We start from the raw sequence: 26677 nt of genomic DNA on the forward strand, positions 1-26677 counted from the left end.
TTAATTTAAGGAATATTACATGAAAATTTTCTGGTTTATCCCCACTCATGGCGACAGTCGTTACTTAGGCACCAGCAAGGGCGCACGTGTTGTAGATCATGCCTACATGAAGCAGATTGCGGTTGCGGTCGACAATCTTGGTTATGAAGGTGTATTAATCCCGACTGGCCGTTCATGTGAAGATCCATGGTTAACTGCAGCCAGCCTGATTGATGCCACTAAAAAACTGAAATTCCTCGTCGCGCTGCGTCCAGGTGTTACTACGCCCGCCCTGACTGCACGTATGGCTGCAACCTTTGACCGTCTATCTGGTGGCCGTATATTGCTGAACCTGGTGACGGGTGGTGATGAGCAAGAACTAAAAGGTGACGGCGTTTATGAAGATCATGCAATACGCTACAAGACTGCGGCTGAATACACCACCATCTGGCGTGAAATCCTGACCCGTTCACATACAGGCAAAAGCTTCACTTTCCATGGTGAACGCTTAAGTGTGGACGAGGCCAAACTGCTTTATCCACCAGTTCAAAAACCATATCCACCACTCTGGTTCGGTGGTTCTTCAGATGCAGCCGTTGAACTGGCCACTGATCAGGTCGACACTTACCTGACTTGGGGTGAACCGCCTGCAGCAGTCAAAGAAAAAATTGAAAATGTCCGTGCCAAAGCGGAAGCGAAAGGTCGCAAGCTGAGCTACGGTATCCGTCTGCATGTGATCGTGCGTGAAACCAATGAAGAAGCATGGAGAGCAGCAGACGAGCTCATCCAGTATGTGGATGATGCCACCATTGCTGCTGCACAAGCGAAATTCAAGCAAATGGACTCTGTCGGCCAACGTCGTATGGCTGAGCTGCACAATGGCGACCGTAGCAAACTCGAAGTGTCTCCGAACCTGTGGGCAGGTGTAGGTCTGGTACGTGGTGGTGCAGGTACAGCGCTTGTAGGTGATCCAGAAACTGTGGCAGCACGTATTCAGGAATATGCTGATCTAGGTATCGATACCTTCATTTTCTCAGGCTACCCACATCTGGAAGAATCGATCCGTTTTGCGGAACTGGTATTCCCATTGCTTCCATTAGAAACTCAACAAAAACTGGCTCAGCCAAACTTGACTGGTCCATTCGGTGAGATTGTGGCAAATAACTACACTCCAGATGAGAACAAGAAGGCTGAGAGTGTTCAGGAGCCAGCTTAATGTCGAAAGTCGTTTCAGTTGAAACCCTCGCAGAAAAGAAGGTTTCACGTGGAACACAGCTTGGGCAGCGTTTGCTGCCTTGGTTAGTTCCTGTCGGATTAATTCTACTCTGGCAAATCGCGTCAAGTACCGGTTTGCTGGAAAGCCGCATTTTGCCTGCACCGAGTGCCGTAGTCATCGCGTTCTGGAATTTACTGCTTAGTGGTGAGCTTTGGACACATGTCAAAGTCAGTGCTGGTCGTGCCTTCAGTGGTTTGTTAGTAGGCGGTGGCCTAGGGCTAATTTTGGGTCTACTCAATGGCTCATCCAAAACGGCTTCTACCCTGCTGGATACCACCTTACAGATGATCCGTAATATTCCGGCTTTGGCCTTAATTCCACTGGTGATTCTCTGGTTCGGGATTGATGAATCAGCCAAGCTGTTTCTGGTGGCCATTGGTGTGTTTTTCCCGATTTATATCAATACCTATCATGGGATTCGTTCAGTCGATCCACAGCTGATCGAGATGGGCAAAAGCTATGGTCTGACTCGCTGGCAGCTTTATAAAGAAATCATCCTGCCAGGGGCAATGCCTTCAATTCTGGTCGGTCTACGCTTTTCACTCGGTCTGGTCTGGGTACTGCTGATTGTGGCGGAAACGATTTCTGCCCAGTCCGGTATCGGTTATATGACCATGAACGCGCGTGAATTCCTGCAAACCGATATCGTACTGGTAGGTATTTTACTGTATGCCCTGCTCGGTAAACTGGCAGATGTCCTGGCTGTAGCCTTCGAACGATTCCTGCTGCGCTGGCATGCTGGCTATCAAAAATAATTGAAAAAATATTAAGGAGCATGTGATGACTGATCTCAGCTTAGGGCGTCTTGCCAATGATTCGACTGCAGTGCAGGAGCCTGCTGCAACCGATATCAATCCCAATGCCGTTGCGGGTGCTGAAATTATTATTGAACAGCTGCACAAGTTCTATGGCTCAGTGAAGGTACTGGAAGATCTGGACCTGCATATTCAGCCGGGTGAATTTCTGGTGATTGTTGGACGTAGTGGCTGTGGTAAAAGTACCCTGCTCCGTCTGATTGCCGATCTTGAAAAACAGAGCTATGGCGAAATTAAATTCAAGTCTGCGCGTCATATCCGTGAAGGCATTACCGCTGATGATATCCGTGTGATGTTTCAGGATCCGCGTTTATTGCCATGGCGGAGCATCGAACAGAATGTGCAACTCGGCCTACCAAAAGACCGGCATGACAATGCTTCACAAATGCTGGAGAAAGTCGGCTTAAAAGAGAAAGCCGGGCTCTGGCCTTCACAACTGTCTGGTGGTCAGCGTCAGCGTACTGCCCTGGCACGCGCCTTATCACATAAGCCGCGTATTTTATTGCTAGATGAACCACTCGGTGCACTGGATGCCTTGACCCGTCTGGATATGCAGAACCTGATTGAAAAATTATGGACTGAACAGGGCTTTACCGCGATTCTGGTCACCCATGACGTGAGTGAAGCCGTACAACTGGCTGACCGGATTATCCTGCTGGATAAAGGCCATATTGCCAAAGAGTTCAAAGTTGATCTGCCACGTCCACGACAAAAGAATGTGAAATTCGCCGAACTTGAACAGCAGGTTCTGAATGCCGTTCTGGCAACCTGAAATGTGAGGGAAACCAGAATAGCTGTTTATTCTGGATTCCTTATTTCGAATCAAGAGAATATCTTTCTCACTGATTATTTATTCAGCAATTGGCAAAATTTCAACTTCATTCATTAATTTTATTTTAACTTTATGATGCCTCAAGGTAATAATTAGTACTTAAAAAATAATCAACCTTTTCAAAAGCTTGGTTTTTAATTCCTCTGCCTTAAACCGATACTAATTGTATCTTTAATCTAAAGAATAAATCATCATTATTCATAAAATTAGCGCCTGACTTGATGCACAAATCTGATGATTTGACGTACAATTAAAAATTCCCTTTTTTAATTGTTTTTAATATTTGCTGATGGAACAAAAAAAGAGTACTCAAAAACGCAACCAGCTGCTGAATGCTGCACTCGATGTTTTTTCCCTATACGGTTTTAATGGGGCGAGTTTAGATGAGATCGCACAAATTGCAGAAATGCATAAGTCGAATATTTTCTATTATTATGAAAATAAAGAGGCGCTCTATGTAGAGGTTTTAACGACCGTTCTACAAAAATGGCTGGCACCTTTACAAATGCTAGAAGCTGATCTTGAGCCTGAAGAAGCGATTACCAATTATTTGATGCAAAAAATTGAAGTATCGCGTACCCAGCCTAAAGCTTCACGCCTGTTCGCTCTGGAAGTGATTCAGGGTGCGCCGCACATTTTAGAAATCTTAAAAGGTCCATTGAAAAAACTGGTCAAGCGTAAAGCCAAAGTGATTTCAAACTGGCAGGAACAAGGCAAGATTTCTAAAGATATCGATCCTGAACTGCTGATTCTGAATATCTGGGCCGTGACCCAAAACTATGCAGATTTCGCGACTCAGATGGAAATGGTAACAGGTAAGACCTTGCGTAACCGCAGCATGCAACAACGGATTATCCAGCATACTGTACATATGATGCTGTACGGCGTACTTCCGCGTACACAAGAAAAATAGGTCAACGCAAAAAGCATTTGGCATACGACCATAAATTTTATGGTCGCCGACCCCTTCTCTCACCCTTTGTTATTATTTTAACGTTTGATATAAATTCAATAATTTCTGCGCACCTAGCAGCAGATTCTCTTCCCAGTCCAAATGAGCACTATCATCTGCACCGTCAGTAATATATTTAACTGAAATTAGGCGCACATCCAATTTTCTGCATACCTTGGCCAGCGCATAGCCTTCCATATCCACCAGCTGACAAGCCACTTTCGGCAAGCCTGTTTCAAAGCTGTCCCCTGTTCCACAAATTCCTTTCGGTAAATGGGCAAAAAACGGTTCCAGATCAATTGCGCCTGGCAAATGATCATCCATCGGGGTAATACCAACTTCAAATCCTAGTGGTGAAACATCCATATCACGTTGTACAAAACGCTTAACTTCGACCAATTCATGCGCTTTGAAATGGGAACTGCCTGCGGTGCCGAGATTAATCAGGGTCTTGCAGCCAGTTTTCTGAATCACTTCAAAAGCCTTAAAAGCAGCATTCACCTTGCCGATGCCACTATAGTGGACTTCCACACCTTCTGCTTCGAACAAACCTTTGGATTCACTGGCCAATGCCATAATGAGTGCCGAATCTGACATGCAAACTACCCGAGACTGAGGAAACCGTGACATTAGAAAGCAAAATCCGGGCAATGAAAAGCGGGTTTTTAGATTTCTATTTTGCAGATCTTTCACTTAAATAACCACAGAAGATTCTTGAATGGCACACTTTCTTCTTGATGTGTTTCGTGATTTTTCAATAATTTTTTTGCATAAAAACACAACAACAAGACGAATCGTTGAGATTATGGCAATATATAGCCTTTCCTATTTTTCAATTCCCTGATTTCACCTATGCAGCTGCTCCGTCTCAATGCTTTAGCGTCACATTTTGAATTGCCAAAAACCGCCGTTACAATTGGTAATTTTGACGGCGTGCATCTGGGTCATCAGGCCATGATCAAACAGTTAAAAGCTGTTGCAGAAGCTGAACAACTAAAAACTGTTGTGATGATCTTCGAGCCACAACCGCTTGAATTTTTTAAAGGTTATGAAGCACCCCCACGTATTTCTTCTTTGCGTGAAAAGGTAGAATATCTAAGTGAACTGGGTGTGGACTATATTGCGGTCGCCAAGTTTGATCATCATTTCCGAAGCCTGAGTGCCGAAGCCTTTGCCGACATTCTGAAAGATAAACTGAATGCAGCACATCTGGTCTTGGGAGATGATTTTCACTTTGGTAAAAACCGTCAGGGCAATAGTGAATTCCTGCGAGATTACGGATTTAAGGTCACCAACCTGCATACTATTGCGTTAGATGGTGAACGGGTCAGTTCTACCCGCATCCGTCAGACCCTGCAAGCGGGCGACCTGGCTCTGGCAGCCAAATTACTGGGACGTCCTTATAGTATTACCGGCCGGGTGCAATACGGCGACCAGATTGGCCGTACCATTGATTTCCCGACCATTAATGTCCGGTTAAACCGGCATAAACCCTGTCTGCAGGGCATTTATGGAGTTGAGGTAGTCTGTGAAACCGGATCACTCAGCGCCAAGGTTCAGCAGGAAAATCCTGAACAGCCGGGTGTTGCCGGCTATGATCAGGGCAGCCTGTTTGGTGCCGGTCATGTGGGTACCCGCCCTGCGATCAAACAGACTCATCCGGAATGGCGATTAGAAGTACATTTTCCTGATGTTTCTGCTAATCTGTATGGCCTGTTAATGCGGGTAACCTTCTTGAATTATCTGCATGGCGAAAAAGATTATCCTTCGCTTGAAGCGTTAAAGGCCGGAATTGATGATGATGTTGAGAAACTGCTTGAGTTTCGTCGAAAACACCCCACATTTCCCTTTTAATGTCCCGTATTTTTATTGTAAAACGTGTCAGTCTAATGACTGATTAAATTGGAAGACAACTTGCATGAGCGATAAGCAAACTCCTGAAAATGCAGTGGATTATAAAGCCACGCTGAACCTCCCAGGTACTGACTTTGCAATGAAAGCAAATCTGGCAGTACGTGAAGCGAAATGGTTAGAAGAGTGGTATGCCGATGACATTTATCAGCAGATTCGTGCATCGCGAATTGGCAAGAAAAAATACGTGCTTCATGACGGCCCTCCATATGCCAATGGCCAGATTCACCTAGGTCATGCAGTCAACAAGGTACTTAAAGACATCATCATTAAAAGCCGCATCATGGACGGTTTTGATGCGCCTTATGTACCGGGCTGGGATTGTCACGGTCTTCCAATTGAACTCAAAGTTGAAGAAAAAGTCGGTAAGGTTGGTGTCAAAGTGGATGCACCTACTTTCCGTAAAGCTTGCCGCGAATATGCATTGAGCCAGGTTGAGCTACAGAAAAAAGACTTCATCCGTATGGGTGTGTTTGGCGACTGGAGCAATCCTTACCTCACCATGAACTTCAAGCAGGAAGCCAACATTGTACGTTCACTCGGTGAAATCGCGAAAAATGGCCATATCCAGCCAGGTCTTAAACCGGTGAACTGGTGTCTGGACTGTGGTTCAGCACTGGCTGAAGCTGAAGTTGAATATGAAGATAAAAAATCAGATGCAATCGACGTGGGTTTCACCGTGGTTGATCTGGCGGATCTGTCTGCACGTTTAGGTGTTGAAGTTAAAGACTCAACTGATATCGTGATCTGGACCACAACGCCTTGGACACTTCCTGCGAACCAGGCGGTTGCCCTGCATGCTGAAATTGAATACCAACTGGTTAAAGCACGTGGTGAAGATAAAGCTGCACAAAACTTTATTCTGGCTAAAGATCTGGTTGAATCTGCAACTGAGCGTTATGGCTTTAATGCGGTTGAAGTGATTGCTGATTTTACCGGTGCGAAACTTGAGAATCTGGTACTGCAACATCCTCTAATTGCTGAGCGTCAAGTGCCAGTGATTCTGGGTGAACACGTCATCGCAACCAGCGGTACCGGTGCTGTACATACTGCGCCTGGCCATGGTGTGGACGACTATAAAGTTGGTCTGCTGTATAACCTGAAAGTAGATAATCCAGTGGGCGGTAATGGTGTGTATTTACCGACTTCACCACTATTTGCAGGCGAGCACATCTACAAGGCCAATCCCCAAATTATTGCGGCACTTGGCGAAGCTAACAAGCTATGGGCACATAAGCCTATCAAGCATAGCTACCCGCACTGCTGGCGTCATAAAACTCCGATTATCTTCCGTGCGACCCCACAATGGTTCATCAGCATGGATGAAAAAGGTCTGCGTCAGGGTGCGTTGAATGCCATTGAAAATGACATCAGCTTTGTACCGGATTGGGGTAAAAACCGTATCCAGGCGATGATCGAAGGCCGTCCGGACTGGTGTATCTCACGTCAACGTACCTGGGGTGTACCAATTCCATTCTTCGTGCATAAAGACACCAATGAATTGCATCCTCGTACACCTGAACTGATCGAAGAAGTCGCGAAACTGATCGAACAGGAAGGTATTGATGCCTGGTATAACCGTGAAGCTAAAGACTTCATCGGTGATGATGCTGAGCAGTACAACGCGGTTCGCGATACCTTAGATGTATGGTTTGACTCTGGTACAACCCACTATGCAGTGCTGCGTGACCGTGAAGAATTGACCGATCCAGCTGATTTATATCTTGAAGGTTCTGACCAGCACCGTGGCTGGTTCCAGTCTTCATTATTGACCTCTATGGCAATCAATCAACGTGCGCCATACAAAGGTCTGCTGACTCACGGTTTCGTGGTCGATGAGAAAGGCCGCAAGATGTCGAAATCGCTGGGTAATATCATTACTCCGCAAGACATTATCAAGAACATGGGTGCAGACGGCCTGCGTTTCTGGATCGCTTCAGCAGATTACCGTTATGAAATGACCGCAGGTAAAGAAATCTTTAACCGTGCGTCAGATGGTTATCGTCGTATCCGTAATACCCTGCGTTTCTTGTTGGCAAACCTGAATGGTTTCAACCCGGCAACTGATGCTCTACCTGTAGATCAACTGATTGCACTGGATCAATACATCCTGCAACGCGCGAATGATGTACAGGAAACCATCAAGAAAGCATATGAAGATATGAACTTCCATATCGTGACCAATGCCTTGACCAACTTCTGTATTAACGACCTCGGTGGTTTCTACTTAGACATCATCAAAGACCGTCAGTACACCACTAAAGCAGACTCGCAGGCACGTCATTCTGCGCAAACTGCGCTATATCATCTGGTACAAGCCTTTGTACGCTGGATGGCACCAATCCTGAGCTTCACCGCTCAAGAAGCATGGCCACTAATTCCAGGTCAAAGCGAGAAATATGTGTTCACTGCTGAATGGTACGATATTCCAGTCTCAGCACAAGAAAACCTGTTGTCTGAAGCAGACTGGCAAACCCTGATTGCAGTCAAATCTGCGGTCAACAAGCACATTGAAAATGCGCGTAACGAGAAACTAGTGGGTTCAAACCTGTCTGCCAAAGTTGAGCTGTGGGCCAATGATGAACTGAAAGCTGTTCTAGACCGTCTGGGTGATGAGCTGCGTTTCGTTCTGATCACTTCTCAGGTAATCGTGAATCCGTTTGATGCTGCTCAAGGCAATGACGCTGAACTTGAAGGCCTACGCGTAAAAGTATCTGCGGCAGATGGCGAGAAATGTGTACGCTGCTGGCATGTGCTTCCTGATGTGAATACACATGCCTCACATCCAGGACTATGCGGTCGTTGTATCATTAACCTCCCGAGCGGCCAAGGTGAAGAGAGAAAATATGCCTAACCCACAGCAGAAAAAGGGTCTGTTCCAGTTCTATCCTCACAATTTGTGGTGGATCGGACTGGCTATTCTGGCGATCATTCTAGATCAATGGACCAAATGGATTGCGGTAACACATCTGGAATATGCAGATCCGGTGCCCGTCCTGCCCTTTTTAAATTGGACACTATTACATAACTATGGCGCTGCCTTTAGTTTCTTGTCCGATGCTGGTGGCTGGCAACGCTATTTCTTTACCTCTCTTGCAGGTTTAGTGTCTGTGGTTTTCGTGTTCTGGCTGATGCGTATGCCAAAGAGCATGAAAGTCTTGCCACTAGCAGTTGCCCTGATTCTGGGTGGTGCTATTGGTAACCTGATTGACCGCATTTCTTTAGGTTATGTGGTCGACTTTATTCATGTCTATTATCAGAACAGCCACTTCCCTGCTTTTAATATTGCGGATAGTGCCATTACTTTAGGTACGATTCTGCTGCTGATTGATACGTTTTTCCTGGAAAAACACCGAATTCAACGTGCACAGGCGCAACATGACTGATTTTATTAATCCTAACGAGGAAACTCGTGTTAAAGACGGCTCTAAAGTCGAGCTTCATTTTTCTGTCGCGATCGAAAGTGGCGTAGAAATTGACAATACCCGTAGCCGTGAAGAACCGGTAAGCCTGACCATTGGTGATGGCAACCTATTACCAGGTTTTGAAAAAGCTTTAATGGGCTTGCGTGCTGGTGACCGTCGTACTGTCAGCCTTCCGCCCGAAGATGCTTTTGGTCCGTGGAATCCTGAAAATGTCCAAAAATTTGATACGGTGAAATTCGGCGAACGTCCGATTGAAGGTCATATGATCGAGTTTGAAGACAAGGCCAAATCGACTTTGTATGGCGTGGTAAGATCCGTGAATGATGACATCACTGAAGTGGACTTTAATCATCCACTTGCAGGTAAAAACATCACCTTTGAAGTCGAAATCTTCAAAGTCACTCCGGCTGGCCAGCAAGGTGTGAAGCTGATGTAATTTCAGCTAATCACATGATTTAAAAGAGCTCCTTCGGGAGCTTTTTTAGTTTCTGGATACAAATCCTCTCTAGTCTCTGTTCAGAAATCTGATTAATTTAATTTGATGAGAATGCGATAAGAAAGGGAAAGATATGAAAATTTATATTGTGGTTGGCAGTGTGCGTGAAGGACGTACAGCAATTAAGGTCGCACATTGGGTACTACAGGAAATTAAAAAATATGGTTTTAGCACGCTTGAAACCGAACTTGTCGACTTAAAAGAATGGGATCTTCCGCTTTTTGCTGGTTCTCATCCCCCATTGACCGGTATTTATGATCAGCCGAAACAGCAGGAATGGGCTGACTTTATTGCCCTTGCGGATGCATTTATTTTTATCAGTCCCGAATATAACCATGGCTATAGCCCGGCATTAAAAAATGCGCTGGATTATCTGGCCAAGGAATGGCAAGGCAAGCCGGCAGCCTATATAGGTTATGGCGTCACTAATGGCTCACGTTCCATTGATCAGATCCGCCAGGTCGGCACTCAGCTCGGTATGGTGGATACCAATGCGATTGTAGAGCTGCGAGACATTTTTAGTCGCAATAAAGACTACAGCTTTGAAGGAAATGAATTCGACAATAAAACACTCAGAGATGTCGTAGATAAGCTGATCCAGTATGTCAGTGCCTGAAGACGACAGCGATGTGCGCTTTAGCCTACAGGCAGCGCAGAATTTGTCGGCTATTCTCACTTTCAGTTCAAGGCTATAGTTTGATTCATAGACAGACAGGAAGTCTGCAAAGCGATACAACAACAATAAAAAGCGCAGAGTAACAGGACGTTGACAGGTCAGACAGGAGTCAGATCTGAGAAGCAAATCCAGAAAAGCCTCAACAGGATGTTGGGGCTTTTTTGCATTTAAAATCTGGTATTTTTCTTCAAAAAATCAGATCTCTACATTAAAGCCTAAATTGATATCACAGGCTGCTTGTCCGCCTCGGATCCCCCAGTTTTCCCATGGACTTTCTCACAGATGAATCAGGATATGATCAGGCGGAATGCCCAGTTTTCCCAAGCTTTCTACACAATCTGCTGATACAGTTTGCGCTTGGTCTCCAGACTCCGGCCAGCGAAGCAGTCAATACCGATCAAGGTAAAGTATTCAGGCTGGGTCAGATGAGTCATATACTGAAAACGATGGGCTTCATGTACCACCAGCCGGATATTACGGTCATAGTCAGGCAGCTGAAACGCATTTTTCACACATTGAAATACGCTGTCGAGTAACCGCTCTTCATCAGCCTGGGAATACTGCTGCCGGACTTCAATTTGAACGGTAGGCATGTGCTTCTTCTTTTTATTATTTTATTGAATAGAGAGATGAGCTTTAATAAGGTCTTCTATCTCTACCATATCGCAAAATTATCCTGAGAACTCTGGAATTAATTGGATAAATATTTTCAAGTGACCTTGTCGCCTCTGGCCTACAGCAGATGCGGTCAATGCCTCTACTCGGTCTTTCTGACTCAGGCTATATTGAGTGCATACCAAGACAGGAAGTCTTGCAAAAACAAGAATAAAACATCGGCAGGATGCTGATTGATACCGGAGGAAAGGTATCTGAGCTAAATTTGAAAAGGCCCTCACAGGAGTTGGGGCCTTTTTCTTTCATTCTGATATTAACTATTTAGCTTTTTACTGAGGGGCGGTCATCTTAAGCAACTTGGCTTTTGGACCATCTTCAATCACCCAGAGTGAGCCATCTTTGGCCTGAATCGCACCACGAATCCGCTCTTTCATATCCAGTCGCTGTATTTCTTTAACAGGGCTTTGAATAGTATCAATCACGATCATTGCCTGAGAAGACAGACCTGTAGCAATGGCTTTATTTTTCCATTGAGGAAAGCTATTGCCAGTATAGAATAGCAAGTCTGAAGGAGAAATTACTGGAGTCCAATCTAGTGCTGGTGCTTCAAACTCTGGTCGGGTACTGTGATCTGGAATCGGCTTGCCATCATAATGATCCCCATTGGAGACGATCGGATAGCCATAATTTTTGCCTTTCATCACTTTATTCAGCTCATCACCACCTTTAGGACCCATTTCAATCACCCAAAGTTGCCCTTGTGGATCAAATGCCAAACCGAGAGGATTACGGTGTCCCAGACTCCAGACCTGTTTAGCAATTTCACCTTGGTTCATGAATGGATTATCGGAAGGAATTGAACCATCATCATTCAGACGAATAATCTTGCCGGCATTGGATTTCATGTCCTGAGCTGGATTAAATTGCTGACGTTCACCCGAACTGATCCAGAGTTTGTTATCTGAGCCAAAGATAATCCGGTGCCCATAATGACCCTTTCCGGAAGAAAATTTCGGTACCTGGGTCCAGATTTTTTTGATCTGAGTGAGCTGTGGCGTGCTCTTGGTGAGATCGAGCTTGCCACGAACCACGACTGCACCATAGCCACCCTGCCCCTGTTCGGCATAACTGAGATATACCCACTGATTCTTGGCAAAGTCAGGATGGAGAGCGATATCGCCTAAGCCACCTTGTCCGCCATAGGCCACTTGAGGAATACCCTGAACAGTTTGAGTACTGCGATTGGCTGGATTAAATAATTTTAATTTTCCTGATCTTTCGGTAATCAGTAAACGCTGATCTGGCAGCTCAGTCAGTGCCCATGGCTCATTCAACTGCGTAAATTCTTCGACTTTATAGGCTTGCTGTGTGGTTTTGGCAGCGGATTGCCCAGCTGCCGGTGATGAAGTCTTGTCTTGGGCACAGGCGGTCAGGCTATAGGAACCCAAGCCTAATAATAAAATTGCTGCTAGTTGAGTCTGTTTCATTGTTATTCTTCATGCTAATTTCATTCAGATAAGTACCAATTTAGCATTCCGGAAAGCGGCTAAAATAATAAAAAAGTAAAGGAATCGTAAGCGGATATAACTTGATCAGGTAAAGATAGCTGATGTATTGATTGGATTTTTTATTATTTAATACAGGCTGAATCGCGAAGAACTTTCGCCTGATACAACTGCTGATCAGCTGTTTTCAGTAAACGGTCAACATTTCTATAGATATGTTCAGCATCCATAATCGCTGCCCCAACACTGATACTGATCCAGGACTTGTCATCCCCACGATTGGCATGTTCCAAATTGAGCTTACGGATGACCTCACAAAGTTGCTCGGCAAAAGCTTCGGCTTCCTGCCAGGAAATATCTGCCAGTAAAACCGCAAATTCCTCACCCCCATAACGGGCCAGAAAGTCATTTTCAGGCAATATTTGCTGAATAGTTTGAACCAGTGTTTTTAAAATATAGTCACCTTTGAGATGGCCATAATAGTCATTATAGTTTTTAAAATAATCCACATCGATCATATAAACAGCCAGCGAAGATTGGTTTGCTATCGCATGCTCATATTGCTGCTGAAGCTGTTCATTTAAGGCAAAGCGATTATAGGCACCTGTCAGCGAATCCAGCCTCACCTGCTGCGCGAGTTTCTCATTGAGCAAGGTGATATCACGCGTACGGTCCTGAACCTTCTGATCAAGTTCTTTATTCAGTCGCAAAAGCTGCTTGTTTAACAACTCGGTATTAATACTTTGCAACGCATAATCACGGCTGGGCTGAAAGGTAATTAAAATAAAATAGGCACAGGAGGTATAAAATGCAATTTCAACTGAATCAATTACCTTAAGCGCAAGTAAATAGTCATACAGAAAGGTCAGGCAGACCAGCACCACCGCAATAGAATTGATCTTGGAATAACGCACATGTGATTTGTGCATGCGGTAAGCGCCATAAAGCAGATTAATAAAAACCAGTACTGCAATACTAAAGCTTTGGAAAAAGAAGCTCTGGAAGATATAAGGCAGCTTAAACAGGGTCACAGCCACATTGATACTAATTAACAAAGCTGTGATTTTTAATAAATTAGGACTTACGCACTATTATTTATAGATTCTCTGTGGTAGCAGATGATTTTTATCGAGAATAAAGTCATCAATGAAGTTTTTGATAACTGGTCTAAATAATTTCTTCTGCCAACGATATACATTTTCAAAGATCCGCTCAAACTGGTTCTTTTGTATCTCAACGTAGGCCATCAAGGCTGAAAAAATATGATTCAAAATCAGTTTAGATCGTCTTACTTGAAACTTTTCAATATGACAAACCTGTTTAATCACCCGGTGATATTGCTCTATTTTCCAATGACTTGAATGTAATTCATGAAAACCTTCAAAGGACAATAAATCATCTTCATCTTGATGCACAATATAAAACCTCTGCTGTTCTTTTAACTGAGTCTTAAATAATTGTACAAAGCCAAAATCTTTGAGCCAGACCACTTGACCCTGATGGAAATCTGGCAATAAACGCAGTTGAAACCATTGTCCTTTTTCTGGGGAAACCTTACGGTTACAGTCGATACCAAACATAAATCGAATACCATATTTTCTTATGGTTTTTAGATTTCCAGTCGATGAATACCAACTATCACCTGTAATAAATTGAATCTTTGCACCCCAATTGAGTACTTCACTTAACATATCCATAAAGTAATCATTCTTGGTTTTACTTTCAGATTTGTCATAAATTCGGAAATTAATTGGAATATTTTGACCATTTTGATCTGTCGCATACAAGGTAATGAGATTAATACCCTTGACGGATCGGTGGTGTTTGCCTGACCAAAAATAGCTAACCAAGTCCATATGTTGACTATATGGTTTATCTAAAACAGTATCATCAATACTGACTATAAGTTTATTATTATCAATATGTTGAATTGATTCTTGATATAGGTCGTGAGGTGTGTAGTCTTCACGCTCTAGAAAGCGATTTACACTATCATGCGAGATATTATAAGTCTCGGCAAGTTGTGTGCAGCTAATAGAGTTCGGTTCTGTCATGAGAAAGCCCATATAAATGGGTAATGTACAAGTTGCTGTAGAAGCATGTTTAATTCGTCTAATCACAGATACTTTATAAAGTATTTTAATACTTTTTTGAATCCGTCAATGCGTAAGTCCTATAAATAAGGATTTAACAGTCGATACGGCAATAAATAGGTATAAATCAAGAAGAACAGAGTCGCCAATTCAGTCAGTAAATACTCAAATCGTGTGCCTCATACCCAGGAAATATTCGTGAATAAAGTATAAATGAATGGGACTGCAAAGAAGCTACGCAGGCTCAAGCACAGAATAAATAACCCTAGAAACAGCAGCAAATTACCTGCTTGCGTTTTAAGGCTGCGAAATACTGCAAAGAACACCATAAAGCAGCCAATCATCAGCAGAACGCCACTGATCACACTTAAAGGAATTACCTGATCATAAAACTTATCCACAATAGGCTGGTTAAAGCCAATAAACATGCTGTTTTCCAGCCCGCCACGGATATGGTGATAACTTAAAGCCTGAATGGTAATCGTCACTTCCCGCTCTGTGAGGGAAAGAAAGAAGCCAACTTTGGCGCCATCATGGTCTGATGCTGACCATGTATGCCTACCTGCCCTACTTCTATCATGAGATGACCATCGAAATACATGCGATAAGCCCCATACTGATAAGGTACATAAATATAAACCGCATGATTGATGACTGATTCAGGCAGCCTGAAGGCTTTTTGAAAAGTTCCAATATGGTCTTTATGACCTGTTAAGATCAGGAAAGAATTAGGTAAATGAACTTTTTCAGCAGCAAGAGTCTGATTAGAGGAAGTTAACTGAGATGGTCGCTACCCAGAAGTGGGATCAATCAGCTGATTGGGGTAGAAATCCCATTCGACATCAAGTTTGACATACTGATGATGATCAAAATTTAATTCTGTTACAGCGTATAGCTGTGGAGAAATCAAACTGAGCCATATCAACACAAATGTGTTTATGAGAATCTGCTGCATATGACTCAGAGAATAAAAAATATTTACACGAGTAGTATAACATTTCACAACTGATCAGAGATTATACAGCCGTAAAAATTAGTCGTTAAAGATAAAAAAGGTTTATATGTTATATAAAAAAAGCCCCCTGCGTGAGCAGAGGGCTTTTGGAATAATGAGCTGGCGATGACTTACTCTCACATGGGAGACCCCACACTACCATCAGCGCTAAGAGGTTTCACTTCTGAGTTCGGGAAGGGATCAGGTGGTTCACTCTTGCTATGGTCGCCAGCACAACTGTTTATGGATACTTGCTTAGTCTTACATATTGCTAAGGTTTCTACCAAATGAGTTATTAACAGGTATATCTGAGTTAATTTAAGGTGTTCATTGTATCTAGCTTTTGAACTAAATCAAGTTGCTTCGATTATTTGTGAATCAATTGACGCTTTATATACAACTGCTTGGGTGTTGTATAGTCAAGCCTCACGAGCAATTAGTATTGGTCAGCTTCATGCATCACTGCACTTCCACATCCAACCTATCAACGTCGTAGTCTTCAACGGCTCTTCAGGAGACATAAAGTCTCGGGGAAATCTTATCTTGAGGTAGGCTTCCCGCTTAGATGCTTTCAGCGGTTATCCCTTCCGAACATAGCTACCCGGCGATGCGACTGGCGTCACAACCGGTACACCAGAGGTTCGTCCACTCTGGTCCTCTCGTACTAGGAGCAGATCCTCTCAAATTTCCAGCGCCCACGGTAGATAGGGACCGAACTGTCTCACGACGTTCTAAACCCAGCTCGCGTACCTCTTTAAATGGCGAACAGCCATACCCTTGGGACCTGCTTCAGCCCCAGGATGAGATGAGCCGACATCGAGGTGCCAAACACCGCCGTCGATATGAACTCTTGGGCGGTATCAGCCTGTTATCCCCAGAGTACCTTTTATCCGTTGAGCGATGGCCCTTCCATACAGAACCACCGGATCACTAAGACCTACTTTCGTACCTGCTCGACTTGTGGGTCTCGCAGTTAAGCGCGCTTTTGCCTTTATACTCTACGCGTGATTTCCGACCACGCTGAGCGCACCTTCGTACTCCTCCGTTACTCTTTAGGAGGAGACCGCCCCAGTCAAACTACCCACCAGACATGGTCCTCGCTCCCGATCAGGGAGCAGAGTTAGAACCTCAATATTACCAGGGTGGTATTTCAAGGACGGCTCCATGGCAACTAGCGTCACCACTTCAAAGCCTCCCACCTATCCTACACAAGTAAGATCAAAGTTCAATGTCAAGCTGCAGTAAAGGTTCACGGGGTCTTTCCGTCTAGCCGCGGGTACACCGCATCTTCACGGCGAATTCGATTTCACTGAGCCTCTGCTGGAGACAGCGCCGCCATCATTATGCCATTCGTGCAGGTCGGAACTTACCCGACAAGGAATTTCGCTACCTTAGGACCGTTATAGTTACGGCCGCCGTTTACTGGGGCTTCGATCAAGAGCTTCGCTTACGCTAACCCCATCAATTAACCTTCCAGCACCGGGCAGGCATCACACCCTATACGTCCACTTTCGTGTTTGCAGAGTGCTATGTTTTTAATAAACAGTTGCAGCGGCCTGGTTTCTGAGGCTGCCAACAGCTCAAGGAGCAAGTCCTATCACCGCCGGCAGCGTACCTTCTCCCGAAGTTACGGTACCATTTTGCCTAGTTCCTTCAGCAGAGTTCTCTCAAGCGCTTTGGTCTACTCGACCTGACCACCTGTGTCGGTTTCGGGTACGATTCCAGTGTAACTGAAGCTTAGAGACTTTTCCTGGAAGTATGGTATCAGCCACTTCACCAGTAAACTGGCTTGCTATCAACTCTCAGCATAGAGCACCCCGGATTTGCCTAAGATGCATGCCTACTGTCTTCCACCTGGACAACCAACGCCAGGCTGACTTAACCTTCTCCGTCCTCTCATCGCATTACACTGAAGTATTGGAATATTAACCAATTTCCCATCGACTACGCCTCTCGGCCTCGCCTTAGGGGTCGACTCACCCAGCCCCGATTAACGTTGGACTGGAACCCTTGGTCTTTCAGCGAACGGGTTTTTCACCCGTTTTGTCGTTACTCACGTCAGCATTCGCACTTCTGATACCTCCAGCAGACTTCTCAATCCACCTTCATCGGCTTACAGAACGCTCCCCTACCACTTGCAATAAATTGCAAATCCGCAGCTTCGGTACATAGTTTTAGCCCCGTTACATCTTCCGCGCAGGCCGACTCGACTAGTGAGCTATTACGCTTTCTTTAAAGGGTGGCTGCTTCTAAGCCAACCTCCTAGCTGTCTATGCCTTCCCACATCGTTTCCCACTTAACTATGATTTAGGGACCTTAGCTGGCGGTCTGGATTGTTTTCCTCTTGACTACGGACGTTAGCACCCGCAGTCTGTCTCCCGGATAGTACTCATTGGTATTCGGAGTTTGCATCGGTTTGGTAAGTCGGGATGACCCCCTAGCCGAAACAGTGCTCTACCCCCAATGGTATTCGTCCGAGGCGCTACCTAAATAGCTTTCGGGGAGAACCAGCTATCACCGAGTTTGATTAGCCTTTCACCCCTATCCACAAGTCATCCCCTGGCTTTTCAACGACAGTGGGTTCGGTCCTCCAGTTAGTGTTACCCAACCTTCAACCTGCTCATGGATAGATCACCCGGTTTCGGGTCTATACCCAGCAACTATACGCCCTATTAAGACTCGATTTCTCTACGGCTCCCCTATTCGGTTAACCTCGCTACTGAATATAAGTCGCTGACCCATTATACAAAAGGTACGCAGTCACCACACAAAGTGGCTCCCACTGCTTGTATGCATGCGGTTTCAGGATCTATTTCACTCCCCTCACAGGGGTTCTTTTCGCCTTTCCCTCACGGTACTGGTTCACTATCGGTCAGTCAGGAGTATTTAGCCTTAGAGGATGGTCCCCCTATATTCAGACAAGGTTTCACGTGCCTCGCCCTACTCGACATCATCATATCAGCCCTTTCGTGTACAGGACTATCACCCACTATGGTTGCACTTCCCAGAGCATTCCACTAAAACTGATATGACTTAATGGGCTGTTCCCCTTTCGCTCGCCGCTACTGAGGGAATCTCAATTGATTTCTTTTCCTACGGATACTGAGATGTTTCACTTCTCCGCGTTCGCCTCATAAACCTATGTATTCAGTTTATGATACCGACCTTATAGCCGGTGGGTTTCCCCATTCAGACATCTCCGGATCACAGGATATTTGCCGCCTCCCCGGAGCTTTTCGCAGGCTATCACGTCTTTCTTCGCCTCTGACTGCCAAGGCATCCACCACATGCACTTAATTACTTGACTATACAACCCCAAACAGTCGTTCATCCCTACAAGTAGGATGAGCAACAGATTATGATGATTACTCATCACTCTCATACAGTTGGCGTCTCGTAGATTTAACTACTGTACAGCTTCAATTAGATTCATATACCAAAACGCTTGATTCAGTTAATTTCGCTAGTTCTCATTCAATCACTTCAACAATCAATCTTGCGATCTCTCGTTTCCGCTCTTTCATGAGTATGAACAAATTATTTCAACTCAAATATATTCTGTTAATGATTTAATGCATCCTCGTCGGACTGCATTACTGTGATAAATCACAGAGATTAATAACAATGCCGCGCATTATACGCAACTTAATCACTAAGCTCTATAAGCTATCAGTTCGTTTGCTTACTACGTATTCGAACGAATACGTGGTGGAGACTAGGAGAGTCGAACTCCTGACCTCCTGCGTGCAAAGCAGGCGCTCTACCAACTAAGCTAAGTCCCCAGCTTATCAATAAGTCAATGTTCTGATTTTCTGTTTTCTGGCAGATGGTGGGTCTGACAAGACTTGAACTTGTGACCCCACGCTTATCAAGCGTGTGCTCTAACCAACTGAGCTACAGACCCTCAGATACATCGTCATGAAGAACAACTTGTTGTGGATTCTTACCAATCGTCAATCTTTCGTTAAGGAGGTGATCCAGCCGCAGGTTCCCCTACGGCTACCTTGTTACGACTTCACCCCAGTCATCGGCCACACCGTGGTAACCGCCCTCTTTGCAGTTAGGCTAGCTACTTCTGGTGCAACAAACTCCCATGGTGTGACGGGCGGTGTGTACAAGGCCCGGGAACGTATTCACCGCGGCATTCTGATCCGCGATTACTAGCGATTCCGACTTCACGCAGTCGAGTTGCAGACTGCGATCCGGACTACGATCGGCTTTTTGAGATTAGCATCTGCTCGCGCAGTAGCAACCCTTTGTACCGACCATTGTAGCACGTGTGTAGCCCTGGCCGTAAGGGCCATGATGACTTGACGTCGTCCCCGCCTTCCTCCAGTTTGTCACTGGCAGTATCCTTAAAGTTCCCACCCAAAGTGCTGGCAAATAAGGAAAAGGGTTGCGCTCGTTGCGGGACTTAACCCAACATCTCACGACACGAGCTGACGACAGCCATGCAGCACCTGTATCAGAGTTCCCGAAGGCACCAATCCATCTCTGGAAAGTTCTCTGTATGTCAAGGCCAGGTAAGGTTCTTCGCGTTGCATCGAATTAAACCACATGCTCCACCGCTTGTGCGGGCCCCCGTCAATTCATTTGAGTTTTAGTCTTGCGACCGTACTCCCCAGGCGGTCTACTTATCGCGTTAGCTGCGCCACTAAAGCCTCAAGGGCCCCAACGGCTAGTAGACATCGTTTACGGCATGGACTACCAGGGTATCTAATCCTGTTTGCTCCCCATGCTTTCGCACCTCAGTGTCAGTATTAGGCCAGATGGCTGCCTTCGCCATCGGTATTCCTCCAGATCTCTACGCATTTCACCGCTACACCTGGAATTCTACCATCCTCTCCCATACTCTAGCTAACCAGTATCGAATGCAATTCCCAAGTTAAGCTCGGGGATTTCACATTTGACTTAATTAGCCACCTACGCGCGCTTTACGCCCAGTAAATCCGATTAACGCTTGCACCCTCTGTATTACCGCGGCTGCTGGCACAGAGTTAGCCGGTGCTTATTCTGCGAGTAACGTCCACTTATCCCAGGTATTAACCAGGTAAGCCTCCTCCTCGCTTAAAGTGCTTTACAACCAAAAGGCCTTCTTCACACACGCGGCATGGCTGGATCAGGGTTCCCCCCATTGTCCAATATTCCCCACTGCTGCCTCCCGTAGGAGTCTGGGCCGTGTCTCAGTCCCAGTGTGGCGGATCATCCTCTCAGACCCGCTACAGATCGTCGCCTTGGTAGGCCTTTACCCCACCAACTAGCTAATCCGACTTAGGCTCATCTATTAGCGCAAGGTCCGAAGATCCCCTGCTTTCTCCCGTAGGACGTATGCGGTATTAGCGTCCCTTTCGGAACGTTGTCCCCCACTAATAGGCAGATTCCTAAGCATTACTCACCCGTCCGCCGCTAGGAATCAGGTGCAAGCACCCTATCCCCGCTCGACTTGCATGTGTTAAGCCTGCCGCCAGCGTTCAATCTGAGCCATGATCAAACTCTTCAGTTAAAATCATTTCGAACTTTATAAGTAAAGTTCTTAAACTTGGCTCATCAATTTTCTGACTTAAATTTCGCTCAAATAAACTTCGAGTAATTTAAACCAATCAATCAATGAAAATAATTTCGATCAATCAACCAGTAAAAATCCACACAAGTTGTTCTTCATAATCTCTTAATGATCTTTCTAACATCTCGTCAATGCCAGAAGCTGGACTTCGATAAACTCAACAACTCAACGCTTCGCGTTTCGTTCGTTTCCGTCTATCTCGTCGGTATGGGTGCATTCTAGAGGATTTCAGAATCATTGCAACCCCCAATTCACTATATTTTTCACGTATGTATCTTTTTTCTACGAATTTCGTTAAAAAATCGCTTTTTTATCTAAATTTTGAGCGTTTTTCTTCAATAAAAGCTATATTCATTGCAATTCAATTTAAAACAGTAAAATTTATTAAGACCTGATAACTATCAAAAAACTGTGATTTTTAAATAAGACCGTACAATTTAAGGGCTGTATCCAGAATTTTCCGAAACTCTCTTATATCAGGTTACATATTTTGCTGTTTTCTATCCGACTTATATATAGAGCTTTTTGTAAGATCAAAATCTTTGCTGTATACAGATTTTTCTTAACACTCGGTTTTAAAGAACAAAAATAAGGATATGATCTTTCTAGGTTTCAGATCATCCGGAAATCTTACTTAAGCGCAGAAGAATAAGCAGAAGATTAAAATCGATTAAGCCAGATTTGAGTATTTATCTTTTATCCAGTGCTGCATCACTTCCTCAATCACTTCTTTCTTACCACTATAGTCTTCAGCAGCAAACAATAATTTGGCCCGACGTGGCAGGCGTTCTTTGACTAATGAAAAGAGTAAATAGTGGGAGGCAAGATCTAATTGCTGAAATAAGGCCTGTACCTGATCAAAAGATTTTTGTTTTCGCTCAGCAGACTCATATTCGAAGAGAAAACGCAAAATGAAATCGATGTCTTCATCAAACATCTGTTCAGTCTGGTATTGATACACCTTATTTACCTTTCTTTTTATAGATGGATTGAGATTCAAAGATGATTCATTTACCTCACCATGGATTTAACCTTAATCCAAGCTGATTCATCCATCTTTGTTTTGAATTTATTGAAGATTGAACATATAGCCAGACAACACCAATAAAAAAGGAAGAGATCTCTCCCAAAATCTCTTCCTTAGAATTGAATCTTTACCCGATCCATTACGTCATTATTATAGTTATTCACATTATATTAACTTGTCTCTTTACTTAGAGACCTGATCAATTATGGAGTTGTATGTTATTGATCATTACCCTCTAGATATGCTTTTCACGGAATCTCTAGACGAATAAATCTTATACACAAAAAACCTGAAATGCAAGCCAAATGGAAAAATTTAAATGTTGTTTTTATAAGGTTTTTTTTAATTTCTATATTTATATAATTCATATACAACTTAAAAAATAAAAGCAGGCCGAAGCCTGCTTTTATTTCAATAACTTAGAACCAGCTTTAGTCAACGAAGGTCACTTTTGCAATTGCTTTTTTGCTGGCCTGAATAATTAAAGTTACGTTCTCTTTCACAGAAAAAGACGCATCAACCGGTTTCCAGTCCACTTTCACAGTGCCGCGGCCTAAGGCATCTTTAGCTTGAGCAGCATTTTTGGTTAAGCCAGCTTCACGTAAAATTGAAGTAATGAAGATCTCACCACCAAATTCGCCACGTGAAATAGTCACTTCTGGCGTACCTTCAGGCAGTTCACCTTCAGTAATGATATTACCTGCACCTTTATGGGCATGAGCGGCAGCTTCAGCACCGTGGAAACGTTCTACCAGTTCCAGGGCAAGAATGCGTTTCACTTCCTGCGGGTTACGGCCTTCTTCGATTTCTTTCAGCAAGCCTTGAATTTCTTCTATAGATTTGAAGCTGAGCAGATCGAAATAACGCTCAATCAATGAATCTGGCATAGACAGTACTTTCTGATACATCGCGCCCGGTGCATCGAATACACCAATATAGTTGCCTAAAGATTTAGACATCTTATTCACACCATCCAGACCTTCAAGAATTGGCACAGTGATACACACCTGTGCTTCCTGGTTATAACGGCCTTGCAGGGTACGACCCATCAACAGGTTAAAGGTCTGGTCTGTACCCCCTAACTCCACGTCAGCTTCCAAAGCAATTGAGTCATAACCTTGAACCAGTGGATATAAGAATTCGTGAATCGCAATCGGTTGCTGGTTGTTATAACGCTTGGTGAAATCATCACGCTCTAACATACGTGCAACTGTTTGTTGTGATGCCAATTGAATCAGGTCAGCTGCAGTTTTTTGTGCAAACCATTCCGAGTTAAACACGACTTTGGTTTTGTTTGGATCAAGAATTTTAAATACTTGTTCCTGATAGGTTTTTGCGTTTTCTAGTACCTGCTCGCGTGATAATGGCGGGCGGGTTGCACTCTTACCCGTCGGGTCACCGATCATCGCAGTATAATCCCCGATCAGGAAGTACACTTCATGACCCAAGTCCTGGAATACTTTTAATTTATTGATTAAAACTGTATGACCTAGGTGCAGATCCGGTGCAGTTGGGTCAAAACCCGCTTTAATTTTTAAAGGACGATTCTGCTTTAATTTCTTCAGAAGGTCTTCTTCAGAAATAATTTCGTGGGTGCCTCGTTGGATGAGGGCAAGTTGTTCTTCAGCCGGCAGGAAATTTGACATCACAAAATCCAAATACATCAGTTATTCAATTTGTGCGATATACTAACACTTTTTCAGCACATTGCAGGCTTAAGAATAATCATGACAGCGATCTATATTGGGGTAATGACCGGCACAAGCATGGATGGTGTCGATATTGTTGCTGCTTCTTTTGATCCACTTCAGCTTCATGCTACCCTCACCTTGCCTTTTGATCCCGATCTTCGTGATGAACTGATGGCACTGACTTTGCCAGATGACAATGAAATCGACCGCATGGGCAAAGCTGATGTCGCACTGGCACAGATGATTGGTCATGGCATCAATACGCTGATTGAAGAAAATAATTTAAACAAATCGCAAATCAAGGCAATTGGATCGCATGGTCAGACCATCCGGCATCGTCCTGAACATGGCTTTACCCTGCAAATTGGTGATCCAAATATCATTACTGAAATCACCCAGATTCCGGTCATTTCCGATTTCCGTCGTCGCGATCTGGCTGCTGGCGGCCAAGGTGCACCTTTAGTCCCCGCTTTCCATCAAGATATTTTCCAGCATGAGAGTATTCACCGTGTGATTCTGAATCTGGGCGGCATTGCCAATGTGAGTATTCTGCCGGCAGGTCAATCGGATCAGGTCTATGGCTTTGATACAGGCCCTGCCAATATTCTGATGGATGCCTGGTGTCAGCGTTATACCGGCCAGCCTTTTGATGAAAATGGTAACTGGGCAGCTTATGGCACGCCAATCCGTAGCTTATTAGACCGTTTACAGGAACATGAGTTCTTCTCAAAAGAGCCACCTAAAAGTACCGGCCGCGAAGACTTTAATCTGGAATGGCTGGATGAACAGATTGCTGATTGGCGCAATGATCTTCAATATGATGAACTTGAAGATACACCAGAGAATGTGCAAGCTACCTTAATGAAGCTCACGACCCGTGCGATTAAAAAAGCCATTTACCGTTCCGGTCTGGATACCGGTGAAATTTATGTTTGTGGTGGTGGTGCCTATAATTCACATTTATTGGAACAGTTACGCTGGCGTTTGCGTAAACATCATTGGAGCGTACAAACCACAGCCGACCTTGGCTTAAATCCGACTTGGGTGGAAGGCACGGCTTTTGCCTGGCTGGCGATGCGTTTTATGAATCAACTCAGCGGCAATCTGCCGGCTGTGACAGGCGCATCCGGTTATCGCGTTCTAGGTACGATTACCTCTGTATAAAAGCAGTTTTAAGCTCACTATATATAGTTATAAAAAAGGTCTGCATATTTGCAGACCTTTTTTATGATGAAGAACCATATTTAGATCATGTCTAAATTCTTCTTAACGCATCATTAGTTTGGCATTTTCATTTCTAAATGCACGCAGGATTTGCTGTCCTGCCCGACCGGTCGGGCTTAAACCCAGACGGCTTTGTTCCTGACGAATCGCCTGACGAGTTTTATCCCCAATCAGACCATCTACCTCACCAATATCATAGCCACGGTTTAACAGGAATTGCTGGATCTCGCGACGTTCCGCACGTGACGTGCCTGGATCATCGGTTGGCCAAGCTGCCCGAATGCTTCCCTTACCTTGTAAGCGGTCAGATAAATGTGCAATCGCTAAAGCATAATTTTCTGCTGCGTTATAGCTGTAAATAGCATCAAAGTTTTTAAAGACTAAAAATACCGGTCCATTTTCGCCTGCAGGTGCCAATAAGCCAGCCTGAGAAGATTCTGATAAATTGCCCTGTAATAGCGGAGTACCGTCAGCACGCACCACACCACGGTTCATCCAGCTACTCAGTGATTTTTTATTTCGTCGGCCTTCGCCTGCAACAGACATACCTTGTGGAATTTTTACTTCAAAGCCCCAGGGTTGGCCAGTCTGCCAGCCACGGTTTTTCAGGAAATTAGCTGTAGAAGCCAGTGCATCAGGAATACTGCCGACTAAATCACGACGACCATCCCCATCAAAATCAACCGCCAGCTCATCATAAGTCGATGGCATAAACTGAGTATGACCAAAAGCCCCCGCCCACGAACCTTTTAATTGGTTTTCATAGACATCACCCCGTTGCAGCAATTTCATGGTGGTAAAGAACTCACCACGGAAATAACTTTGACGACGACCTTCACAACTCAAGGTACCTAAGGCCTGTAATAAAGGATATTTTCCAGAAATATCCCCAAAATTACTTTCTACGCCCCATACAGCTACGATCGTTTCTGCCGGCACTCCATAGGCTGCGCTAATCCGGTTTAATACCTCACGATGTTGCTGCAGTTTTTGTCGACCCAGCTGTACACGTTCTTCATCCACCAGTCCGGACAGATAATCCCAGATTGGGGTCGAAAACTCAGGCTGATAATTCAACTTTTCAATCACAGAATAATCAGGTGTTAAATTTTGCGTATAACGATCGTAGGTTGAACCACTTACGCCTTGCGCAATCGCCTGACTGCGTAAATTGGCAAGACAATTCTGAAAATTATTTTGGGACGCATAATTGACCGGACTGCTCGGCACAGAAGACATATCCGTTGATGTCACACGCTGACCATTAATAATCAGTTCTGCCTGTGCCTGTGTAGCAGCTAAAACCAAAGAACCAACAAAAAGTGCAAGCCGTTGCATAAGACCCTTAAATATTTAGATTTTGAATTATGTTTCTACCTTAGCAGTTCATGATGAAAATTAAAGCGCCAATACGTAAATTTAAATTCATAATTCCTACACTTTTGAATTCATTTTGTAGCTTTTAAATTTAAAAACTTATCCACAAACTCATTTTAAATTCAAATCAAGCTTATTTTTAAATTTAAATTCAAAATTCAAAATTCAGGAAATTACTTTTGAATTTAAAAAATGATTGTGGATAACTTACCTTTAAATCAGGATT

Annotated in this window: 18 protein-coding genes, 2 tRNA genes, 3 rRNA genes and 1 pseudogene; 10 read left to right on the forward strand and 14 right to left on the reverse strand. The window is 44.3% G+C overall.

Features of this window, described 5'->3' with window-relative positions:
• Positions 1-19: 19 nt before the first annotated feature.
• The 4 genes from ssuD (at position 20) to ACWM1W_RS15270 (ending at position 3815) form a co-directional block, all read left to right on the forward strand.
• Complete coding sequence (gene ssuD, locus ACWM1W_RS15255; protein WP_005232851.1) at positions 20-1195, forward strand: FMNH2-dependent alkanesulfonate monooxygenase; 1176 nt, start codon at positions 20-22, stop codon at positions 1193-1195.
• Entirely contained in the window at positions 1195-2010 is an 816-nt protein-coding gene (ssuC, locus tag ACWM1W_RS15260; RefSeq protein ID WP_005232853.1) for an aliphatic sulfonate ABC transporter permease SsuC, read from the forward strand. Before ssuD ends, ssuC begins: the two co-directional genes overlap by 1 nt.
• A gap of 25 nt (positions 2011-2035) precedes the next feature.
• A complete protein-coding gene (locus tag ACWM1W_RS15265) occupies positions 2036-2842 on the forward strand; it encodes an ABC transporter ATP-binding protein (protein ID WP_005232855.1) in 807 nt (268 codons plus the stop codon).
• Positions 2843-3191: 349 nt separating this feature from the next.
• Positions 3192-3815 (forward strand): TetR/AcrR family transcriptional regulator, encoded by a 624-nt coding sequence (locus ACWM1W_RS15270; protein ID WP_005232857.1) that lies wholly within the window; start codon positions 3192-3194, stop codon positions 3813-3815.
• Positions 3816-3887: 72 nt separating this feature from the next.
• Here the strand turns inward: ACWM1W_RS15270 and ACWM1W_RS15275 are convergent, their stop codons facing one another.
• The gene (locus ACWM1W_RS15275) at positions 3888-4451 is read right to left on the reverse strand and encodes a 5'-methylthioadenosine/S-adenosylhomocysteine nucleosidase family protein (RefSeq protein ID WP_034580399.1); all 564 of its coding nucleotides are present in this window, start codon (positions 4449-4451) and stop codon (positions 3888-3890) included.
• A gap of 255 nt (positions 4452-4706) precedes the next feature.
• Here ACWM1W_RS15275 and ribF point away from each other — a divergent pair, with 255 nt between their 5' ends.
• From ribF to ACWM1W_RS15300, 5 genes are all read left to right on the forward strand, one after another.
• Complete coding sequence (gene ribF, locus ACWM1W_RS15280; protein ID WP_005232861.1) at positions 4707-5708, forward strand: bifunctional riboflavin kinase/FAD synthetase; 1002 nt, start codon at positions 4707-4709, stop codon at positions 5706-5708.
• A 64-nt stretch (positions 5709-5772) separates the two neighbouring features.
• Positions 5773-8619: an isoleucine--tRNA ligase gene (gene ileS / locus ACWM1W_RS15285; RefSeq protein WP_005232863.1), complete on the forward strand. Its 2847-nt coding sequence runs from the start codon at positions 5773-5775 to the stop codon at positions 8617-8619.
• Complete coding sequence (gene lspA / locus ACWM1W_RS15290; RefSeq protein ID WP_004781354.1) at positions 8612-9151, forward strand: signal peptidase II; 540 nt, start codon at positions 8612-8614, stop codon at positions 9149-9151. Before ileS ends, lspA begins: the two co-directional genes overlap by 8 nt.
• Entirely contained in the window at positions 9144-9626 is a 483-nt protein-coding gene (locus ACWM1W_RS15295) for an FKBP-type peptidyl-prolyl cis-trans isomerase (protein ID WP_005232865.1), read from the forward strand. Before lspA ends, ACWM1W_RS15295 begins: the two co-directional genes overlap by 8 nt.
• 133 nt (positions 9627-9759) lie before the next feature.
• Positions 9760-10302, forward strand: a complete 543-nt coding sequence (locus ACWM1W_RS15300; protein ID WP_005232867.1) for an NADPH-dependent FMN reductase — start codon at positions 9760-9762, stop codon at positions 10300-10302.
• 255 nt (positions 10303-10557) lie between these two features.
• Here ACWM1W_RS15300 and ACWM1W_RS15305 read toward each other — a convergent pair.
• The 12 genes and pseudogenes from ACWM1W_RS15305 to tyrS form a co-directional block, all read right to left on the reverse strand.
• Positions 10558-10955: pseudogene (locus ACWM1W_RS15305) on the reverse strand (tautomerase family protein).
• A gap of 351 nt (positions 10956-11306) precedes the next feature.
• Complete coding sequence (locus tag ACWM1W_RS15310; protein WP_262477642.1) at positions 11307-12464, reverse strand: PQQ-dependent sugar dehydrogenase; 1158 nt, start codon at positions 12462-12464, stop codon at positions 11307-11309.
• A 143-nt stretch (positions 12465-12607) separates the two neighbouring features.
• The gene (locus tag ACWM1W_RS15315; protein WP_448765272.1) at positions 12608-13513 is read right to left on the reverse strand and encodes a GGDEF domain-containing protein; all 906 of its coding nucleotides are present in this window, start codon (positions 13511-13513) and stop codon (positions 12608-12610) included.
• Between the two features lie 60 nt (positions 13514-13573).
• Entirely contained in the window at positions 13574-14602 is a 1029-nt protein-coding gene (locus ACWM1W_RS15320; protein WP_461603280.1) for an IS701 family transposase, read from the reverse strand.
• Between the two features lie 152 nt (positions 14603-14754).
• Positions 14755-15063: a hypothetical protein gene (locus ACWM1W_RS15325; protein ID WP_341120754.1), complete on the reverse strand. Its 309-nt coding sequence runs from the start codon at positions 15061-15063 to the stop codon at positions 14755-14757.
• A 624-nt stretch (positions 15064-15687) separates the two neighbouring features.
• A 5S ribosomal RNA gene (rrf, locus tag ACWM1W_RS15330) occupies positions 15688-15802 on the reverse strand.
• A gap of 182 nt (positions 15803-15984) precedes the next feature.
• Positions 15985-18876 (reverse strand): 23S ribosomal RNA (locus ACWM1W_RS15335).
• A 399-nt stretch (positions 18877-19275) separates the two neighbouring features.
• Positions 19276-19351, reverse strand: a tRNA-Ala gene (locus tag ACWM1W_RS15340).
• Between the two features lie 45 nt (positions 19352-19396).
• A tRNA-Ile gene (locus ACWM1W_RS15345) sits at positions 19397-19473 on the reverse strand.
• Positions 19474-19534: 61 nt separating this feature from the next.
• A 16S ribosomal RNA gene (locus tag ACWM1W_RS15350) occupies positions 19535-21072 on the reverse strand.
• Together the 16S, 23S and 5S rRNA genes with 2 tRNA genes alongside form the textbook arrangement of a ribosomal RNA operon.
• 730 nt (positions 21073-21802) lie before the next feature.
• Complete coding sequence (locus ACWM1W_RS15355; protein ID WP_341121571.1) at positions 21803-22093, reverse strand: hypothetical protein; 291 nt, start codon at positions 22091-22093, stop codon at positions 21803-21805.
• Positions 22094-22590: 497 nt separating this feature from the next.
• Complete coding sequence (gene tyrS / locus ACWM1W_RS15360) at positions 22591-23823, reverse strand: tyrosine--tRNA ligase (RefSeq protein WP_161792066.1); 1233 nt, start codon at positions 23821-23823, stop codon at positions 22591-22593.
• A 63-nt stretch (positions 23824-23886) separates the two neighbouring features.
• On the opposite strand from tyrS, the gene ACWM1W_RS15365 reads away from it, so the two are divergent.
• Positions 23887-25014, forward strand: a complete 1128-nt coding sequence (locus ACWM1W_RS15365) for an anhydro-N-acetylmuramic acid kinase (protein WP_180034066.1) — start codon at positions 23887-23889, stop codon at positions 25012-25014.
• Positions 25015-25116: 102 nt separating this feature from the next.
• Here ACWM1W_RS15365 and ACWM1W_RS15370 read toward each other — a convergent pair whose 3' ends face one another.
• On the reverse strand, positions 25117-26412 hold the full coding sequence (locus tag ACWM1W_RS15370) for a lytic murein transglycosylase (protein ID WP_341121568.1): 1296 nt from the start codon (positions 26410-26412) through the stop codon (positions 25117-25119).
• Between the last annotated feature and the right edge of the window lie 265 nt (positions 26413-26677).

The organism is Acinetobacter sp. TW_SC_4 (assembly GCF_054861205.1).

What these genes read in the sequence shown, in the direction of transcription:
- ACWM1W_RS15265 (WP_005232855.1), top strand. Translation starts at nt 2,036, where the DNA reads ATGACTGATCTCAGCTTAGGGCGTCTTGCCAATGATTCGACTGCAGTG.
- tyrS (WP_161792066.1), bottom strand. Translation starts at nt 23,823, where the DNA reads ATGTATTTGGATTTTGTGATGTCAAATTTCCTGCCGGCTGAAGAACAA.
- ribF (WP_005232861.1), top strand. Translation starts at nt 4,707, where the DNA reads ATGCAGCTGCTCCGTCTCAATGCTTTAGCGTCACATTTTGAATTGCCA.
- ssuC (WP_005232853.1), top strand. Translation starts at nt 1,195, where the DNA reads ATGTCGAAAGTCGTTTCAGTTGAAACCCTCGCAGAAAAGAAGGTTTCA.
- ACWM1W_RS15275 (WP_034580399.1), bottom strand. Translation starts at nt 4,451, where the DNA reads ATGTCAGATTCGGCACTCATTATGGCATTGGCCAGTGAATCCAAAGGT.
- ssuD (WP_005232851.1), top strand. Translation starts at nt 20, where the DNA reads ATGAAAATTTTCTGGTTTATCCCCACTCATGGCGACAGTCGTTACTTA.
- ACWM1W_RS15310 (WP_262477642.1), bottom strand. Translation starts at nt 12,464, where the DNA reads ATGAAACAGACTCAACTAGCAGCAATTTTATTATTAGGCTTGGGTTCC.
- lspA (WP_004781354.1), top strand. Translation starts at nt 8,612, where the DNA reads ATGCCTAACCCACAGCAGAAAAAGGGTCTGTTCCAGTTCTATCCTCAC.
- ACWM1W_RS15365 (WP_180034066.1), top strand. Translation starts at nt 23,887, where the DNA reads ATGACAGCGATCTATATTGGGGTAATGACCGGCACAAGCATGGATGGT.
- ACWM1W_RS15295 (WP_005232865.1), top strand. Translation starts at nt 9,144, where the DNA reads ATGACTGATTTTATTAATCCTAACGAGGAAACTCGTGTTAAAGACGGC.
- ACWM1W_RS15270 (WP_005232857.1), top strand. Translation starts at nt 3,192, where the DNA reads ATGGAACAAAAAAAGAGTACTCAAAAACGCAACCAGCTGCTGAATGCT.
- ACWM1W_RS15370 (WP_341121568.1), bottom strand. Translation starts at nt 26,412, where the DNA reads ATGCAACGGCTTGCACTTTTTGTTGGTTCTTTGGTTTTAGCTGCTACA.
- ileS (WP_005232863.1), top strand. Translation starts at nt 5,773, where the DNA reads ATGAGCGATAAGCAAACTCCTGAAAATGCAGTGGATTATAAAGCCACG.
- ACWM1W_RS15300 (WP_005232867.1), top strand. Translation starts at nt 9,760, where the DNA reads ATGAAAATTTATATTGTGGTTGGCAGTGTGCGTGAAGGACGTACAGCA.